Origin of the sequence: Thioclava sp. F36-6, assembly GCF_002020305.1 — a bacterium.
Taxonomy (GTDB): domain Bacteria; phylum Pseudomonadota; class Alphaproteobacteria; order Rhodobacterales; family Rhodobacteraceae; genus Thioclava; species Thioclava sediminum.
This window is the reverse complement of the sequence record NZ_MPZX01000001.1, coordinates 74,469-90,728: the sequence shown is the minus strand read 5'-3', so window position 1 is coordinate 90,728 and position 16,260 is coordinate 74,469. Positions and strand designations below refer to the sequence as shown.

Genomic DNA, 16,260 nt, shown 5'->3' with positions numbered 1-16,260 from the left:
CGGATGCGCGTGATCGTCCATCCGGGCTTTCACAAGACCGGCACCTCCACGATCCAGACCGGGCTGCGCGAAGTCAGCGCCCATTTGCCCGACTGGGCGATTGCGCTCCGCGAAGATATTCCCGACGCAGCCGCCGCAGCCCGCGCCTTTTCACTGACCCGCGACCCGTTCGAGCTGGGGCTCTATCAAGCCGCGCTGGCCAGTTGGGCCGATGCCCTTCCCGAAGACACCACGCAAGCCGTGATCTCGATCGAAGGGCTCGCAGGACATATGCCGGGCCGCGATGGCGTGCTGGACTATTCCGCGACGCCCGCCCTGATGGGCGCGCTGGCCGAGGTATTCCGCGCGAAATACGAAGACGCGCTCGAGTTGCAGCTCTTCCTGACCACGCGCGAAAAGACCGCGTGGATCGAGAGCCTGCATTGGCAGCATGTGCGCAGCGGCATGTTGACGGACTCGCTCGACACCTTCCGCACCCGGCTGTCGGGCTTCGACCTCGCCCCCGTTCTGCGCGAGATCGTGAGCACTGTGGACCCCGCCCCGGTGACATGGGTGATGCTCGACGAAGCCCGTGCCAATCCCCACGGCCCGCTTACGCCGCTCCTCGATCTGATGGATGTCCCCCTCGAGGTGCGCGCGTCGCTGGGCCTCGGGATTACGGCCAATGCACGCCCGCAGAGGGTGGACCGGGCGGCGCTGGCCGACCAACTTGCCGCAATCAACGCGGAAGGGTTGCCGCGCGAGGCCACAAAAGAGAAAAAGCGCGCCATATTGCGAGCCGCATGGCGCGAAGAGGCAGAGGCGAAATCCGATGAGTGACGACAAACCCAAGCTCGCGACCAAGTCGCATGGCCGCTTGACGATCTCGCCGACGCGCAAGCCCAGTTCGCTTATGGACGAGCCGCCGCGGCTCAAAGGCGCGTGGACCGCGAAGATCGTCACGCTCTTCCCCGAAGCCTTCCCCGGCACGCTGGGCCTGAGCCTTCTGGGTCGCGCCCGCGATTTGGGCCTCTGGGCGCTGGAGACGATCGACCTGCGCCCCTTCGGCATCGGCAAGCACCGCAATGTCGACGACACGCCCGCCGGCGGCGGCGCGGGCATGGTGCTGCGCGCCGATGTGGTGGGTGAGGCGCTCAAGCAGGCCGCCCACGGCACGCCGGATGACCGTGCGCGTTGGCCGGTCGTTTATCTCTCGCCGCGCGGCAAGCCGCTGACGCAGGAGATGGCGCGCCGCTTTGCCGAGGCTGACGGCATGACGCTTCTCTGCGGGCGGTTCGAGGGCGTGGACGAGCGCGTGCTGGAACATTTCGGCGTCGAGGAAGTCTCGATCGGCGATTTCGTCCTGACGGGTGGCGAGGTGGCCGCCCAAGTGCTGATTGACGCCACCGTGCGGCTGCTGCCGGGCGTTCTGGGTAATGCCGAGAGCGCGGTCGAGGAAAGCCACTCCAGCGGGCTGCTGGAGCACCCCCAATACACCCGCCCCGCCGAATGGGAAGGCCGCTCGATCCCCGAAGTGCTGACCTCGGGCAACCACAAGAAGATCGAAGAGTGGCGCCGCGAAATGAGCGAAAAGCTCACGCAGGAACGGCGACCGGATTTGTGGGAGAAGCGTGGGGAGTGAGGGGGGCTAGATACCTTTTGCCGATGGCAAGAAAGACATCCCGCCAATGTATAGGGCACACCCGGCGACTGCCGACTCTTCGCTACAAACCCAAGACGTAAATCTCTTTATTGAAGACCTACCTTCAACCGATCCAGTCTCCACCAGCCTCAGTTTTCGATGGTGAAGTAGTCTTCTAAGTTCGCAGCTTGCTGGATCGAAAGGCGCGTAGTGCATTCAGCCGTTATCGCCCCCCAGCCCGAGCCCCCAGCGTGCCAGCCAACGATATTCTCTCCGGAGCACATTGCATTCGCGAACTGAAGCCAAAGCCTCTGAGCGGCGCGCAGATTAGCGACCGCTTCTTTGTCATGAGGGCGCTCCGGGCCTTGCTTCAGTATGCGTTGATACACAACATTCAAGTGCTCGTCCGCGCGGTCCAAGCCGATGTAGTTGCAATACTCGTGAGGAGATACCGCAGCTCCTCCGGGAATGGGGAGACCTTTGGTTTCGAGCACTCCCTCCAAATCTCGTACACACTTGTGAATGCCTGCAACGACACAAGCTTCTCGATCGATCGGCTCGCGTGCGAAACAATCTTCAACTTGCAGATATGACTTATTGTACTCAGCTGCGGCTGCATCCCAGTCATTTGCTTGCGCATCGCTTCCGGCAATCGCTAGACCCAAAAAAATCGCCCCCTGTCTCAGCATTGGTATTTCCTTAAAATAACTTGATTGAAATTGAATGTGACTCGGCATGCACAAATTGGCCTTCTGCCTATAGGCAATTTGCCGGACGAGGCGGAGAGGTCAAGCGTTTGATTTGTTGAACGCTGTCATGGGGATGCCGATGGCGCAAAATATGGTTTAAAACATGCTAGCCAACACATCGCCGCCACGCCCCCCACTTCCCCCTTGCCACATTGGTCATTTCCCCGTAATACGCGCGGGTCCGGACCGGAATCGGCCCTCGGACCCTTTTGCTGTAGCCAAGCGGAGCCTTCTTCGGTCCGCGTCACGGCACCGGCGAAGGGCGCAAAAAGCGAAAGACGACCTGAAATCTCCCGCGGGCGCGACCCTGAAAAGGCGACCGGACCCGATGAAGACGCGGAGCTCTGAGGCGGCGAAACCTTCACGGGACAAACCGTGAGCATGTGAAAGGACGTTGCGATGAACCTGATCGCACAGCTCGAGGCGGAACAAATCGCCGAGCTCAACAAGACCATCCCGGATTTCAAAGCCGGTGACACCATTCGCGTCGGCTACAAAGTGACCGAAGGCACCCGTTCGCGCGTGCAGGCCTATGAAGGCGTCTGCATCTCGCGCAAGGGCGGCGACACGCTGGCGGCTTCGTTCACCGTGCGCAAGATCTCCTTCGGCGAAGGCGTGGAGCGTGTGTTCCCGCTGTATTCGACCAACATCGACTCGATCGAAGTGGTCCGCCGTGGCCGCGTGCGTCGCGCCAAGCTGTACTACCTGCGCGCACGTCGCGGTAAGTCGGCTCGTATCGCCGAAGACACCCACTACAAGCCCAAAGCTGCGAAATAAGGAGCGGGACGATGAAAGCCGAAACCCATCCCGACTACCACACGATCACCGTCAAGATGACCGACGGGACCGAGTATCAGACCCGCTCGACCTGGGGCTCCGAGGGCGACACCCTCACCCTCGACATCGACCCGACCTCGCACCCGGCGTGGAACGGTGGTTCGTCGCGCCTCATGGACACCGGTGGTCGCGTGTCGAAGTTCAAGAACAAATATGCCGGCCTCGGCTTCTGAGCCTGAGCTGCATGACTGTTACGGAAAAGGGCGCCTCACGGGCGCCCTTTTCATGCGCGTCCCTGCGCTCATAGCGGTAAGGTTCACCGCCCCCCGCGATAGACCTTGCGCAGTTCCGGCACGGCGATGACGATCAGCAGCGCCGCCGCCAGCGCGAAGACCATCGGGCCGATGCGCTCATATCCCAGCACGCCTGCGATGCCGCCCGCGAAGAACGAACACAGCGTCGCGACATGCAGCAGGAGCCGCGATCGCAGTACCTGTCTGGTCTCCGCATCGCGCGCGCCCGGCAAAAGCGCCGCAAGCTCCAGCCCAAGATCGGTCGCGATGCCGGACACATGGCTCGTGCGCACCCGCCCGTCCGAGATTTTCGTGCTCGCCGCGTTCTGCAGCCCCATCAGGAAGCTGAGGCCGATCATCATCAGATGCTCGCTCATCGCCGCGGCCCAGACCATATCGAGGATCGTCAGCACGATCAGCAGCGCGGCTTCCAGCAGGATCGACAGCGCGAATATCCCGTGCAGCCGCCGGCGCTGCCCCACGTCAATCAGCACCCCGGAGGCGAAGGCCCCGAAGACGAAGGCCAGCAACAGAAGCAGGAACCAGATCGCCGTGCCGAACCGCCCTAGCGCGAGCAGATCGGTCGCGGTCGAGACATTCCCGGTCATGTTGGCCGAGAAATACCCGAGCGCCCGGAACCCGGCCGCATTCACCGCGCCCGCGACCAGCGCCAGCCAGATCGCCAGCGCGAGGTCGATCGAAACGCTCCGATCGTCTCCGGCATGTATCAGCACCGCTTGCCCCCTACACTCGCTCCGTCTCGCCCCGACTATCGACGCCACCTGCGCAAAAGCAAGTCTTGGAGGCACAGCCCACATTTTCCCTCGCCTTTTGTCAGCGCGCCGGCGTCGAGACATGGCGCAACACCGAGGACGCAATCGGCAAGATCCACCCGCTCGACTGGACCCGAAGCCGCACGAAACGCGTCTCGGCGCTCCCCCCTAGCCCTTCCCATGATTCCCTAGTAAACCCGCGCTCAAACGCTCCACAGCAAGAGGGTCCTACATGGCGCGCCATCTCATTACCTCGGCCATTCCCTATATCAACGGCATCAAGCACCTCGGCAATCTCGTGGGCTCGCAGCTGCCGGCTGATCTCTTCGCCCGCTACCAGCGCGCGCGGGGCAACGAGGTGATGTTCATCTGCGCCACCGACGAGCACGGCACCCCCGCCGAACTCGCCGCTGCGAAAGCGGGCAAGCCGGTCGCCGAGTACTGCGCGGAGATGCACGAGGTGCAGGCCAAGATCGCGGAAGGCTTCCGGCTCAGCTTCGATCACTTCGGGCGCTCGTCCAGCCCGCAGAACCATCGCCTGACGCAGCATTTCGCGGTGAAGTTGGCCGAGGCCGGGCTGATCCGCGAAGTCTCGGAAACCCAGATGTATTCCAAGGCCGACGGGCGCTTCCTGCCCGACCGCTATATCGAGGGCACCTGCCCCAATTGCGGCTTCGAGAGCGCGCGCGGCGATCAATGCGACAACTGCACCAAGCAGCTCGACCCGGTCGACCTGATCAACCCGCATTCGACGATCTCGGGTTCGACCGATCTGGAGATGCGCGAGACCAAGCACCTGTTCCTGCGCCAGTCGGCGATGAAGGATCGGCTGGATGCGTGGATCGACAGCAAGTCCGACTGGCCGGTGCTGACCACCTCGATCGCGAAGAAATGGCTCCATGACGGCGACGGGCTGCAGGACCGCGGCATCACCCGCGACCTCAGCTGGGGCGTGCCCGCGCAATTCGAAGGTGCGCCGTGGTCGGGCATGGAAGGCAAGGTCTTCTACGTCTGGTTCGACGCGCCGATCGAATATATCGCCGCGACCGAGGAATGGACCGAGAAGACGGGCGGCGACTGGAAGCGCTGGTGGCGCACCGACAAGGGCGCCGACGACGTCACCTACACCCAGTTCATGGGCAAGGATAACGTCCCCTTCCACACGCTCTCGTTCCCTGCGACGATCCTCGGCTCGGGCGAGCCGTGGAAGCTCGTGGATTACATCAAGTCGTTCAACTACCTGAACTACGATGGCGGCCAGTTCTCGACCTCGCGCGGCCGCGGCGTCTTCATGGATCAGGCGCTGGAGCTTCTGCCCGCCGATTACTGGCGCTGGTGGCTTCTGTCCCACGCTCCGGAAAGCGCGGATGCCGAATTCACCTGGGAGAATTTCCAGGTCTCGGCGAACAAGGACCTCGCCGATGTGCTGGGCAACTTCGTCAGCCGGATCACCAAGTTCACCCGCTCGAAATTCGGCGAGGCGATCCCGGAAGGCGGAAGCTGGGGCGAGCAGGAAGCGGCCCTGATCGAGGATCTGACCACCCGCATCCGCGCCTACGAGACGCATATGGAAGAGAAGGATATCCGCAAGGCGGCGATGGAGCTGCGCGGAATCTGGGTCGCGGGCAACGAATACCTGCAGGCGTCGGCGCCTTGGTCGGTGTTCAAGACCGACTCTGATCAGGCGGCGGCCATCGCGCGGCTCGCGCTGAACCTGATCCCGATCTACGCGGTGCTCTCGGCGCCCTTCATTCCCGATGCGGCGAAGATCATGCTCGAGGCGATGGGCGACGAGGATCGCGGCTGGCCGGGCGATGTGAAAACGGCGCTCGAGGCGCTGCCCGCGGGCCATGCCTTTACCACCCCCGAGGTGCTCTTCCGCAAGATTACGGATGACGAGCGCGAGGAATGGCAGGAGCGGTTCGCAGGCACCCGCGACTGAGACGCATCAGGGGCTCTGCCCCTCTTCGCTTCCGCGAATTCACCCCGGGATACTTCCGGCAATTGGAATCAAAGACCTGCCCTCTTCCAACTGCCTCAAATATCCCGGGGGAGCTCCCGCAGGGAGCGGGGGCAGCGCCCCCTACCCGGCCGGTTTCTCGCCCGCCCGCCAGGCCGAGAGCGCGGCGTTTTCCTCTGACGAAGTGGGGGCGAGCGCTGCGGGAGGCACCCCCGGCACCTTCTTCATCCGGAAGTAATACGCCTCGCGCGCGCCGAAATAGAAGCTGACCACCGCACCCAGAAGCCACCAGAGCGGCTCGGGCACGTAGCCCAGGCCCACCATCCGTTGCGCGAAGCCGACCGGGTCGAGCATCGCATAGACAAAAAGCCCCACGATCCCGAAGGCGAGCACCGGGCGCGGCAGGCGATTGAGGCCGTTCACGATCCGATCGAAGCGACCGGGTCGGATATATTCGAACTCGGCCCCGTGCTCCTGAAGGGCCGCAATATAGGCGGACTGCGCGGCCTCGAGCTTCTTCGTGGCATTGGGCACGAAAACCTCCGCCACCGAGCTGGCCGCCTCGCCCGCCGCCTTCACCGTGCCCGCACCGCCGAGCAGTTTCTCGATCATGCCCATTTCACCACCCGCTTGCGATGCTCGCCCTCGGTGAGGTAAAAGCGCGGCGAGATGAACTCCTCGGCGCGGCGGATCCAGCCGCCCTTCCCGCCCGCCCGCGTCGTCGCGTATTTGCGGCTTGCGGGCCGCGCATCGGCGATCCGGTAGTAATAGTTGCGCCGCGCGATCCCGTAGGCATCGGCGAAATATCCGGGCGCGGCCGCATCGGCGAGTTCTGCGGCGGCGATGGTCTGCGGGCCGATGATCCCGTCCACGACGACGCGCTGGCCCATGTCGCCCAGCAGGCGCTGCAGGATGACGACCGCATTGCCGCCCGCATTCACATACATGTCGAAGACCGAGGCCTGCACCGAGGGCGGCAACCGGTCGATGCGCGGGCTCTTATAGTAATGCTCGATGAAAATCTCGGCGGCTTGGCCCGGGTCGAGCGCGCGGATATCCATCTCGTCCACCCGGCCATCTCCTGTCAGATCGCGCCCCAACCGGCGCAGGGTTCCGAGCGTGACGCCGTGCTTGGTCGCACCGCCCGGATCGTCCGGATCATCGACATAACCGCCTTCGCGCGCGACGATCTCCGCCGCGATCTGGGTGACCGATTTCATGGCCTGCCTCCGTTGATGACAACGTCAGGCAGGCTCGGGCCGTGCGATTAAGAGGGCTAAAAGAGAGCGTTCGCCGGGGTCGCGATTACGACGACGGGCCCTCGTAGACGCCCTGTTCCTTCAGCGCGTCGACGACTTCCTTGGGCATATAATTCTCGTCGTGCTTGGCGAGAATCTCGGAGGCCACGAAAGTATCGCCTTCCATCTTGCCCGTGCCGATCATGCCCTGACCCTCTTTGAAGAGGTCCGGCAGGACGCCCGCGAATTTCACCGGGACGGTCGCGCCGCCATCGGTGACATTGAATTCGATGACCTCGCCCTGACCGCGCTTGAGAGAGCCTTTCTCGACCAGCCCGCCGAGGCGGAACACCTCGCCGGGCTGCGGCGGTTCGGTGGCAAGCTGCGAAGGCGCACGGAAGAAGTTGATGCCGCCGCGCATCGAATAGCCGATCGTGACGGTCGCGATCACCAAGGCCAGCGCCGCAACGCTCAGCACCTGGATACGACGTTTCTTCTTCAGACTCTTCATCTCTTCGCCTCCTCAGATGCCGCTTCGTCTACCTTACCGCGCCGGCAGTGCCATTGACGCGGATCAAGGGAAGACGGGGGCGAGCATCAGCCCTTCGCTTTCCTCCAGCCCGAGCATGAGGTTCGCGTTCTGGATCGCTTGTCCCGACGACCCCTTGCAGAGGTTGTCGATAGCCACGACCACGAGCGCGCGCCCGGGGATCCTGTCTCCTGATACACCAATATGGGCATAATTGGAGCCAGTTACAGACCTGGTGGACGGAACTGCGCCGAAAGGTAGCATCTCCATGAAGATTTCGTCCGCGTAGCGGTCTGCCAGCGCTTTGTAGACGGCCTCGGGATCGCCCTTCACGTAGGCCGAGGCGAGGATGCCCCGGTTGAAGGGCGCCAGATGCGGGGTGAACTGCACCATCACGGGGCGGCCCGCCAACGCACTGAATTCCTGATCGAATTCGCCGAGGTGACGATGCTTTCCACCTTGCGAATAGGGCGCCACACCGCCCGACAGCTCCGCATGGAGCAGGTTTTCCTTCAGCGAGCGGCCCGCGCCCGACACCCCGTTCTTCAGGTCGAGGATGATATCGTCGAGGTCGATCACCCCGGCTTCGATCAGCGGGCGGATCGCGAATTGGCCCGCGGCGGCGTTACAGCCCGTGCCCGCGACCAGCCGCGCTTCGCGAATCGCGTCGCGGTAGAACTCGGTTAGGCCGTAGACCGCCTCTTTCTGCAGCTCGACCGCGGCATGGGGCTTGCCATACCACTTCTCGTATTCGGCCGGATCGCGCAGCCGGAAATCGGCCGAGAGGTCCACGATCTTCAGATCGCGCGGCAGTTCCTTGATCACCGCCTGCGAGGTCGCATGCGGCAGCGCGCAGAAGGCCAGATCGACATTCGAGAAGTCGATCTCTTCGATTTTCACCAGATCGGGCAGGCCCAGATGGCGCAAATGCGGGAACACCTCGCCCATCGCCATACCGGCCTTTCGCTCGCCCGAGAGGGCCACGATGTCCATATTCGGATGGGTGGCGATCAGCCGGACGAGTTCGGCGCCGGTGTAGCCCGATGCGCCCAGAATCGCGATTTTCTTCGTCATATCAACCTCCGCGCTTGTCGCTCGGCTCTCCCTTACCCTAAGCTCACACTCAAATAAACTCCGTGTGAACCGGAGTGACGACCGACAGTGAACGAGGCAGGCCGTGGCAGAGCAGTGGTATTACGCCGATGGGAAAGATCCCGTCGGTCCGTTCCCCGCAGAACATATGACGGATATGGTGCGGGCAGGTCGTATCAAGCCCGAAACGATGGTTTGGCAAGACGGAATGGAAGGATGGGAGCCTGCGGGCGATCACTTCTTCCGGCGAGCCCCGGACACTGCGGCCACGGGCGCCGACCCGCATAGCGGCGCGACGAATTACGCGGCCCGCATTGCACAGCGCCATCAGCAGGAGGGCAAGCTCTCCTCCGCCGATCCCCGCGCCTATGCCGATGCCTCGATCGAACGCGAGCGCGCGAAGCGCGGGATTGGCTCGGACGGGATGTATGCCGGGGCGCCTTCGCGCGGCTTCTTCGAGGCGATCAAGGTCTGCTTCCGGAAATACGTGACCTTCAAAGGCCGGGCGAGCCGGTCGGAATATTGGTGGTTCGTGCTGTTCGTCACGCTGGCGGGGTTCGCGGGCGGCTTTGCGGAGGCCTCGATGGGTCAGGACGGGGCCGCAATCAGTGCGGTGATCTCCATCGCGACCTTCCTGCCCTCGGTCTCGGTAACGGTGCGCCGGCTACATGACACGAACCGCTCTGGCTGGTGGTTCGGGCTTTACATCCTGATGAGCTTCTTGGGCGGCTTCGTGATCGCCTTCCTCGCCATCTCCTCGGGCATCCGAGACCCGGACGCCATTCTCGCGTCGATGGGAATGCTGACGATGCTTTGGGCCATTTTGATGCTGGTTTGGGGCATCATGCTCTTCGTCTTCATGCTGCTCAGGGGCACATACGGCGAAAACCGTTTCGGCTGACCCCTGAGGCGCGGCGGCTCAGGCCGCCTCGAACCGGATCGCGTAGCGCAGGAATTGCGTCGCGTGGCTCGAGACCGAGGCCGGATCGCCGGTGGTCAGGAACTTCGATTCCGTGCCCGCGCCTCTGAATTCGGGGCGACGCTCGAGGTAATCCGCGAGGCTTTCGGCCACCAGATTGGCTTGGCTGTAGACGTCCACGCTCGGGCCCAGCGCTTCCTGGAAGGTCTTCTGCATCAGCGGGTAATGGGTGCAGCCAAGGATCGCGGCCTCGGGCTTCGGCATCCGCCGCTTGAGCGCCTCGACATGGGATTTCACCAGCGCTTCGGCGAGGATCTCGTCGCCGGTCTCGATCGCATCGACCACGCCGCCGCAGGGCTGCGCCTCGACATCGACGCCAATCGCGCGGAAGGCCAGTTCGCGCTGGAACGCGCGGCTCGCCACCGTCGCGGGCGTCGCAAACAGCGCCACATGCTTCACCGCCACTTCGCGCGGCGGGGAGTTGTCGCCCCATTTGCGCTCGGTCAGCGCCTCGATCATCGGCACGAAGACGCCCAGCACGCGTTTGCCCTCGGGGATCCAGGTCTCCTGCATCCGCTTGAGCGCGGCGGCAGAGGCCGTGTTACAGGCGAGGATCACCAGATCACAGCCTTCCTCCCAGAGCCGTTCGACGCCCGCGCAGGTCAGGTTGAAGATGTCATCGGCATCGCGCACCCCGTAAGGCGCATGGGCGTTATCGCCATAATAACAAAAGGCCATGTCCGGCAGCCGCTTGGCGCAGGCATCATAGACTGTCAGCCCGCCCAGACCTGAATCGAAAACGCCTACTGCCATGCTCGCGCCCCTCGCCCGTCCGGGCCGCAACAGGCGCCGGTCAGTTTCTATATTTCGCCTCGAACTCGAAGCCATAGCCGTAAGACTTCAAGGGAGTCGGCGACAAGTCATACGTCGCACGGCGCAGGAAATCCATCATCTGTTTCGGGCTCTGACGCAGCGGTGCGAGATCGGCCTGCGGGATCGGCTCACCGACGCAGAGCCGCACCGGGCGATTGGCGTGGCGTTTGAACTCGCGGATCATCAGCCCCATGCGCAGGCTGTAATGCAGATGGCTCGCCAGCTGGAACAGGCGGCTGTTATGGCCCTCGAAGAAGACCGGCACCACGGTCGCCTCGGATTTCGCGATCATCTTGGCCGTGAAATTGCGCCAGCCCGGATCCATCGGCGCACCGAAGGGCTTGGCCGCGGTCGAGACCGTGCCGCCCGGAAACACCCCGATCGCACCGCCGTCGCCGAGGTAGCGCAGGGCCTCGGCGCGGGTGCGAAGGTTCGCTTTCATGGCGTCTTTGGTTTCGGAGAAATCCACCGGCAGGATGATCCGGTCGATCTCTTCGGCGCGCTTGAAGACGTTATGCGCGAGGATGCGAAAGTCGCCGCGGATGCGCGACAGCAGCAGGCCCATGATCAGCCCGTCGAGGATGCCGTAAGGGTGGTTGGCGATCAGCACCAGCGGCCCGGTCTGCGGGATATTGGCCAGCGCCCCGCGGGTCACGTCGATCTGCAGCCCGTAGCGCTCGGCCATCACCTGCCAGAAATCCGCGCCTTGCGCGATGTCGTGCTCGTAGCCTCTGGCACGTTTGATCAGACCGATCCGCCCGGTCGCGTTCTCCATCGCGCGGATCAGAACCCGCGCGCCTTTCGAGCGCGCGGACCAAGCATATGAGATTTCTTGTGTGGCATGGCGCGGGGCCATCGGGGTGGCGGTCATCTCGAACCTCCGCAACATGGGCTGGCTTCACTCTGCCAGCGCCATGTCACGAAGGTACGACACTCAGATGACAGCCCTCACTCGGCGGCCATTTTCTGCGGCGTGCCGCCTGCGCGGAAAGCGGCGAGAAGCTCCTCGCGCCGCTTCGCCGCCATTTGCTCGGCCTGCGCCTTGACCGGGCCGAAGCCCCGGATGGTCAGCGGCAGTTCGGCCAGTTCGCGCGCGATCTCCATCGTTTCCGGCGTGACCTTGGGCAGCACTTCGGCCATGTCGGCCTCGTATTGCTTGATCAGCGCCCGCTCCATCTTGCGCTCGGCGGCATAACCGAAGGGATCGAACGGCGTGCCGCGCAGCCCCTTGAGCTTCGCCAGAAGACGGAAGTTGCGCTCCATGCCGGGGCCGAATTCACGCTTCTTCGGGCGACCGTCCGAGCCTTCCTTGGACAGGATCGGCGGGGCGAGATGGAAGTGCATCTCGAAATCGCCCTCGAACTCGGCCCGCGCCTTCTCTGCCGTGGACAGATGCAGCCGCGCGACCTCGTATTCGTCCTTATAGGCCAGGAGCTTGTGATAGCCCTTCGCGACCGCTTCACGCAGCTCCGACGGCGCCTCGTCCACGAGCTTGCGGAAACGCTTCGCGAGACGCGCATTCTGGTAATCGACGAGGTGCGAAGCCCGGAACTCGACCGGATCGACCGGGACCTTCATCACTTCAGCAGCCATCGCTTTCGCAGCCTCGGCCGGGAACGCCATCGCCCAGCGCCCCAGATCGAAGGCGCGCTTGTTCTCGGCGGGCTTGGCACCGTTCAGGTCGATCGCTTCGAAGATCGCCTCGAGGGTCAGCGGCACGTAGCCTTGCTGCCACGCAGCCCCCAGCACGACCATGTTCGAATAGATCGAGTCGCCCAGCATCTGCCGCGCCAGTTCCGAGGTATCGGCAAAGGCCACGCGATCCTTCAGCCGCGCCTCGAGGCTCAGCCGAAGCTGTTCGCCCGGCAGGCGGAAGTCGCGGTTGCGGGTGAACTCGCCGGTGACGATCTCGTGGCTGTTGATGACCGCACCGGTGCGGCCCGTGGTCATCAACCCCAGCGTCTTGGCGCCTGCGGAGACCACCAGATCGCCGCCGATCACGCAATCGGCCTCGCCCACGGCGACGCGGATCGCCGAGATATCCTCGGGCTTGTTCGCGATGCGCAGGTGGATATGCACCGCCCCGCCCTTCTGGGCGAGACCGGCCATCTCCATCATGCCCGCGCCCTTACCGTCGATATGCGCGGCCATGGCGAGCACCGCGCCGATGGTCACGACACCTGTGCCGCCGACGCCGGTGATCACCACGTTATGGGTGCCGTCGATCGCGGGCAGCGTGGGCTGCGGCAGCTCCGGCAGGTCGAGCGCCTGCGCCTCGGCCTTCTTCACCTTCGCCCCGTGCAGCGTCACAAAGCTCGGGCAGAACCCGTCGAGGCAACGGAAGTCCTTGTTGCACGACGACTGGTCGATCGCGCGCTTGGTGCCCAGCTCGGTCTCTTCCGGCACGATGGAGACGCAGTTCGACTGCACTCCGCAATCGCCGCAGCCTTCGCAGACATCCGTGTTGATGAAGACGCGCTTGTCCGGATCGGGGAACTTGCCGCGCTTGCGGCGGCGGCGCTTCTCGGCGGCGCAGGTCTGGACATAGATCAGCGCCGAGACGCCTTTCGTCTTCGCCAGACGTTTCTGCACGGCCATCAGCTCGGCCCGTTCGACCTTCTCGACGCCGGCGGGGAAGGTGGACAGGTCCAGCTCTTCCTTCTCGTCATAGACCACCACGACCGGCTTCACGCCCATCGCCACGATCTCGGAGGCGATCTGCTGCGAGGTTAGCCCGCCCTCGTTCTCCTGCCCACCGGTCATCGCGACCGCATCGTTGAACAGAATCTTGTAGGTGATGTTGGTGCCGGCCGCCAAAGCCGCCCGGATCGCCTGTGCGCCGGAGTGGTTGTAGGTGCCGTCGCCAAGGTTCTGGAACATATGCTCGCGCGTGGAGAACGGGGCCTCGCCGACCCAGTTCACACCCTCGCCGCCCATATGGGTGAAGCCTTCGGTGTTCCGGCCCATCCACTGCACCATGTAGTGACAGCCGATCCCGGCATAGGCGCGCTCGCCCTCGGGGACCTTGGTCGAGCTGTTATGCGGACAGCCCGAGCAATACCATGGCGTGCGCGTCGCGATCTCCGGCGCGTTGTCGGCGCGTTGGGCGGCTTCGATCTTCTCGATACCCGCCTTGATCGCATCCGTGCCGCGGCCCTCTTCGATGAAGATGTCGCCGAGCTTGCGCGCGATCATCACCGGGTCGAGCGCGTAGCGCGTCGGGAACAGCTCCACCTGACGGCCATTCTCCCAGGTGTCGCCCTTGTGCCAGCCATAGACGCGACGGCCACGACGGTCGTCGAAGATCGCCTCCTTGACCTGCACCTCGATCAGCTTGCGCTTTTCCTCGACGACGATGATCAGCTCCAGCCCCTCAGCCCATTCATGGAACGAGGTCATGTCGAGCGGGAAGGTCTGGCCGATCTTGTAGGTCGTGATGCCGAGCCGTTCGGCCTCGGCCTCGTCGATGCCCAGAAGCGAGAGCGCATGTGTCAGGTCGAGCCAGTTCTTGCCCGCAGCGACCAGACCGATCTTCGCCCCGGGCTTGCCCCAGACGCGATTGTCGATGCGGTTCGCACGGGCGAATGCCTCGGCTGCGTAGCGTTTGAAGTCGATCATCCGCGCTTCTTGAGCCACCGGCGTATCGCCGAGACGGATGTTCAGCCCGCCTTCGGGTATCTTGAAGTCAGGGATCACGAATTGTTGACGGAAGGGGTCGCCGTCGACGACTGCCGTCGCTTCGACCGTATCCTTCATCGTTTTCAGGCCGACCCAGACACCGGCGAAGCGGCTTAAAGCATAGCCGTAAAGCCCGAAATCAAGGATTTCCTGAACGCCTGCGGGCGACAGAACCGGCATGTAGGCATCGACCATCGCCCAGTCGGACTGGTGCAGCACGGTCGAGGATTCGCCGGTGTGGTCGTCGCCCATCGCCATCAGGACGCCGCCATGTTTCGACGTGCCCGCCATATTGGCGTGGCGCATCACATCGCCAGAGCGATCGACGCCCGGGCCTTTGCCGTACCAGAGGCCGAAAACGCCGTCATACTTGCCTTCGCCGCGCAATTCCGCCTGCTGCGAACCCCACAGCGCGGTGGCCGCGAGGTCTTCGTTCAGGCCCGGCTCGAAGCGAACATCGCTCTCTTCCAGCACGGTCTTGGCGCGCGCCATCTGCAAATCGACAGCGCCGAGCGGCGAACCGCGATAGCCTGTCACATAGCCGGCCGTATGCAGTCCCGCCGCCTTGTCGCGCGCGGCCTGAGCCAGAACGAGACGCACCAGAGCCTGCGTCCCGTTCAGCAAAACCGGAGATTTCGTAAGGTCGAACCGATCCGCTAGGGATATTTCTTGCCTTCCCATTAAGCACCTCCCCTTGCTAACTGGGCATGGAGACATGGTAGGTCATAATATCTGACCTAGAAAGCGGAAAATTGTTACTTAGCGGTTTCGTAAATCCTCGAGATTAATGTAAAGAAACTTGCGCGGAACAGCAGATGATAAAGCGAAAGTGACCTTGATGGATTGGGACAAGCTCAGAATCTTCCACGCAGTGGCCGATGCAGGGTCTTTGACTCATGCCGGCGACGCACTGCACCTGTCTCAATCTGCCGTGAGCAGACAGATCCGGGCGCTCGAAGAGGCCCTCGGAACGACTCTTTTCCACCGTCACGCCCGCGGACTGATTCTCACCGAGCAGGGCGAATTGCTGTTCGAAGCCACCTCGTCGATGGCGAAAAAGCTCGACAGCGCCTCCGCACGTATTCGTGACAGCGAAGAAGAAGTGTTCGGCGAGCTGCGCGTGACCACCACGACCGGCTTCGGCACTCTGTGGCTCGCGCCGCGCCTGACGAAGCTCTACGAGAAGTATCCCGATCTGAAGATCGACCTCATGCTGGAGGAGCGGGTTCTCGACCTGCCGATGCGCGAGGCCGACGTCGCCGTGCGCATGAAAGAGCCCGCGCAGGCCGACCTGATCCGCAAGCGCCTGCTGAACATTCGGATGCGGCTTTACGCGACCTCCGAGTATCTCGCGAAATGGGGCTCGCCCGAAAAGATCGAGGATCTGCGCAAGCATCGCCTGATCTGCCAGACCCCGCGCACCCCGCAGGTGCAGGCGGGCGCGCAGCTCGCGCGGCAGGTTCTGGCCTTCGACCAAAGCTCGACGCTGACGGTGAACAACTACTTCGGCGTGCTGCAGGCGGTGCTGAACCATATCGGCATCGGCATCCTGCCTGACTACCTGACTGCAGACTTCAACGACCTGCAACGGGTGCTTCCCGATCTGGAATCGGTCGAGATCCCGATCTTCCTCGCCTACCCCGAAGAGCTGCGCTCTTCGCGCCGTGTGACCGCTTTCCGCGACTTCATTCAGGAAGAAATCACCAACTATCGGCGCTTCCAGGCGGGCGATTCAACCTAGGGTTGCACCGCGACTTT

Annotated in this window: 16 protein-coding genes; 7 read left to right on the top strand and 9 right to left on the bottom strand. The window is 63.5% G+C overall.

The genetic code is table 11. The features are described 5' to 3' along the window. Positions 1–3: 3 nt before the first annotated feature. Both BMI88_RS00415 and trmD read left to right on the top strand, forming a co-directional pair. Complete coding sequence (locus BMI88_RS00415) at positions 4–819, top strand: hypothetical protein (protein ID WP_078545066.1); 816 nt, start codon at positions 4–6, stop codon at positions 817–819. Next, a complete protein-coding gene (trmD, locus tag BMI88_RS00410) occupies positions 812–1,621 on the top strand; it encodes a tRNA (guanosine(37)-N1)-methyltransferase TrmD (RefSeq protein ID WP_078545064.1) in 810 nt (269 codons plus the stop codon). The genes BMI88_RS00415 and trmD overlap by 8 nt, the downstream gene beginning before the upstream one ends. A gap of 149 nt (positions 1,622–1,770) precedes the next feature. Here the strand turns inward: trmD and BMI88_RS00405 are convergent, their stop codons facing one another. Continuing rightward, positions 1,771–2,310: a lysozyme inhibitor LprI family protein gene (locus BMI88_RS00405; protein WP_168173914.1), complete on the bottom strand. Its 540-nt coding sequence runs from the start codon at positions 2,308–2,310 to the stop codon at positions 1,771–1,773. 459 nt (positions 2,311–2,769) lie between these two features. Between BMI88_RS00405 and rplS the strand changes: the two genes are divergently transcribed. Both rplS and rpmE read left to right on the top strand, forming a co-directional pair. Beyond that, entirely contained in the window at positions 2,770–3,147 is a 378-nt protein-coding gene (gene rplS, locus BMI88_RS00400) for a 50S ribosomal protein L19 (RefSeq protein WP_075775806.1), read from the top strand. 11 nt (positions 3,148–3,158) lie between these two features. After that, positions 3,159–3,380, top strand: a complete 222-nt coding sequence (rpmE, locus tag BMI88_RS00395; protein WP_078522037.1) for a 50S ribosomal protein L31 — start codon at positions 3,159–3,161, stop codon at positions 3,378–3,380. Between the two features lie 83 nt (positions 3,381–3,463). Here the strand turns inward: rpmE and BMI88_RS00390 are convergent, their stop codons facing one another. Further along, complete coding sequence (locus BMI88_RS00390) at positions 3,464–4,174, bottom strand: YoaK family protein (RefSeq protein ID WP_168173913.1); 711 nt, start codon at positions 4,172–4,174, stop codon at positions 3,464–3,466. 271 nt (positions 4,175–4,445) lie between these two features. On the opposite strand from BMI88_RS00390, the gene metG reads away from it, so the two are divergent. Then, positions 4,446–6,155: a methionine--tRNA ligase gene (metG, locus tag BMI88_RS00385; RefSeq protein ID WP_078545058.1), complete on the top strand. Its 1,710-nt coding sequence runs from the start codon at positions 4,446–4,448 to the stop codon at positions 6,153–6,155. A 141-nt stretch (positions 6,156–6,296) separates the two neighbouring features. Here metG and BMI88_RS00380 read toward each other — a convergent pair whose 3' ends face one another. The 4 genes from BMI88_RS00380 to argC form a co-directional block, all read right to left on the bottom strand. Next, a complete protein-coding gene (locus BMI88_RS00380) occupies positions 6,297–6,791 on the bottom strand; it encodes a holin family protein (protein WP_078545056.1) in 495 nt (164 codons plus the stop codon). Further along, complete coding sequence (locus BMI88_RS00375; protein WP_078545054.1) at positions 6,782–7,393, bottom strand: holin-associated N-acetylmuramidase; 612 nt, start codon at positions 7,391–7,393, stop codon at positions 6,782–6,784. Before BMI88_RS00375 ends, BMI88_RS00380 begins: the two co-directional genes overlap by 10 nt. A gap of 85 nt (positions 7,394–7,478) precedes the next feature. Beyond that, complete coding sequence (ccmE, locus tag BMI88_RS00370) at positions 7,479–7,922, bottom strand: cytochrome c maturation protein CcmE (RefSeq protein WP_078545052.1); 444 nt, start codon at positions 7,920–7,922, stop codon at positions 7,479–7,481. A gap of 63 nt (positions 7,923–7,985) precedes the next feature. Further along, a complete protein-coding gene (gene argC / locus BMI88_RS00365) occupies positions 7,986–9,014 on the bottom strand; it encodes an N-acetyl-gamma-glutamyl-phosphate reductase (RefSeq protein WP_078545049.1) in 1,029 nt (342 codons plus the stop codon). A 103-nt stretch (positions 9,015–9,117) separates the two neighbouring features. Between argC and BMI88_RS00360 the strand changes: the two genes are divergently transcribed. After that, positions 9,118–9,933 (top strand): DUF805 domain-containing protein, encoded by an 816-nt coding sequence (locus BMI88_RS00360; RefSeq protein ID WP_078545047.1) that lies wholly within the window; start codon positions 9,118–9,120, stop codon positions 9,931–9,933. An 18-nt stretch (positions 9,934–9,951) separates the two neighbouring features. Here BMI88_RS00360 and murI read toward each other — a convergent pair whose 3' ends face one another. The 3 genes from murI to BMI88_RS00345 form a co-directional block, all read right to left on the bottom strand. Beyond that, a complete protein-coding gene (gene murI, locus BMI88_RS00355) occupies positions 9,952–10,764 on the bottom strand; it encodes a glutamate racemase (RefSeq protein ID WP_078545045.1) in 813 nt (270 codons plus the stop codon). 40 nt (positions 10,765–10,804) lie between these two features. Then, positions 10,805–11,695 (bottom strand): lysophospholipid acyltransferase family protein, encoded by an 891-nt coding sequence (locus BMI88_RS00350; protein WP_078545043.1) that lies wholly within the window; start codon positions 11,693–11,695, stop codon positions 10,805–10,807. Positions 11,696–11,772: 77 nt separating this feature from the next. Further along, on the bottom strand, positions 11,773–15,183 hold the full coding sequence (locus BMI88_RS00345) for an indolepyruvate ferredoxin oxidoreductase family protein (RefSeq protein ID WP_078545041.1): 3,411 nt from the start codon (positions 15,181–15,183) through the stop codon (positions 11,773–11,775). Positions 15,184–15,340: 157 nt separating this feature from the next. Here BMI88_RS00345 and BMI88_RS00340 point away from each other — a divergent pair, with 157 nt between their 5' ends. Next, a complete protein-coding gene (locus BMI88_RS00340; RefSeq protein ID WP_078522049.1) occupies positions 15,341–16,243 on the top strand; it encodes a LysR family transcriptional regulator in 903 nt (300 codons plus the stop codon). The last annotated feature ends 17 nt before the right edge of the window (positions 16,244–16,260 follow it).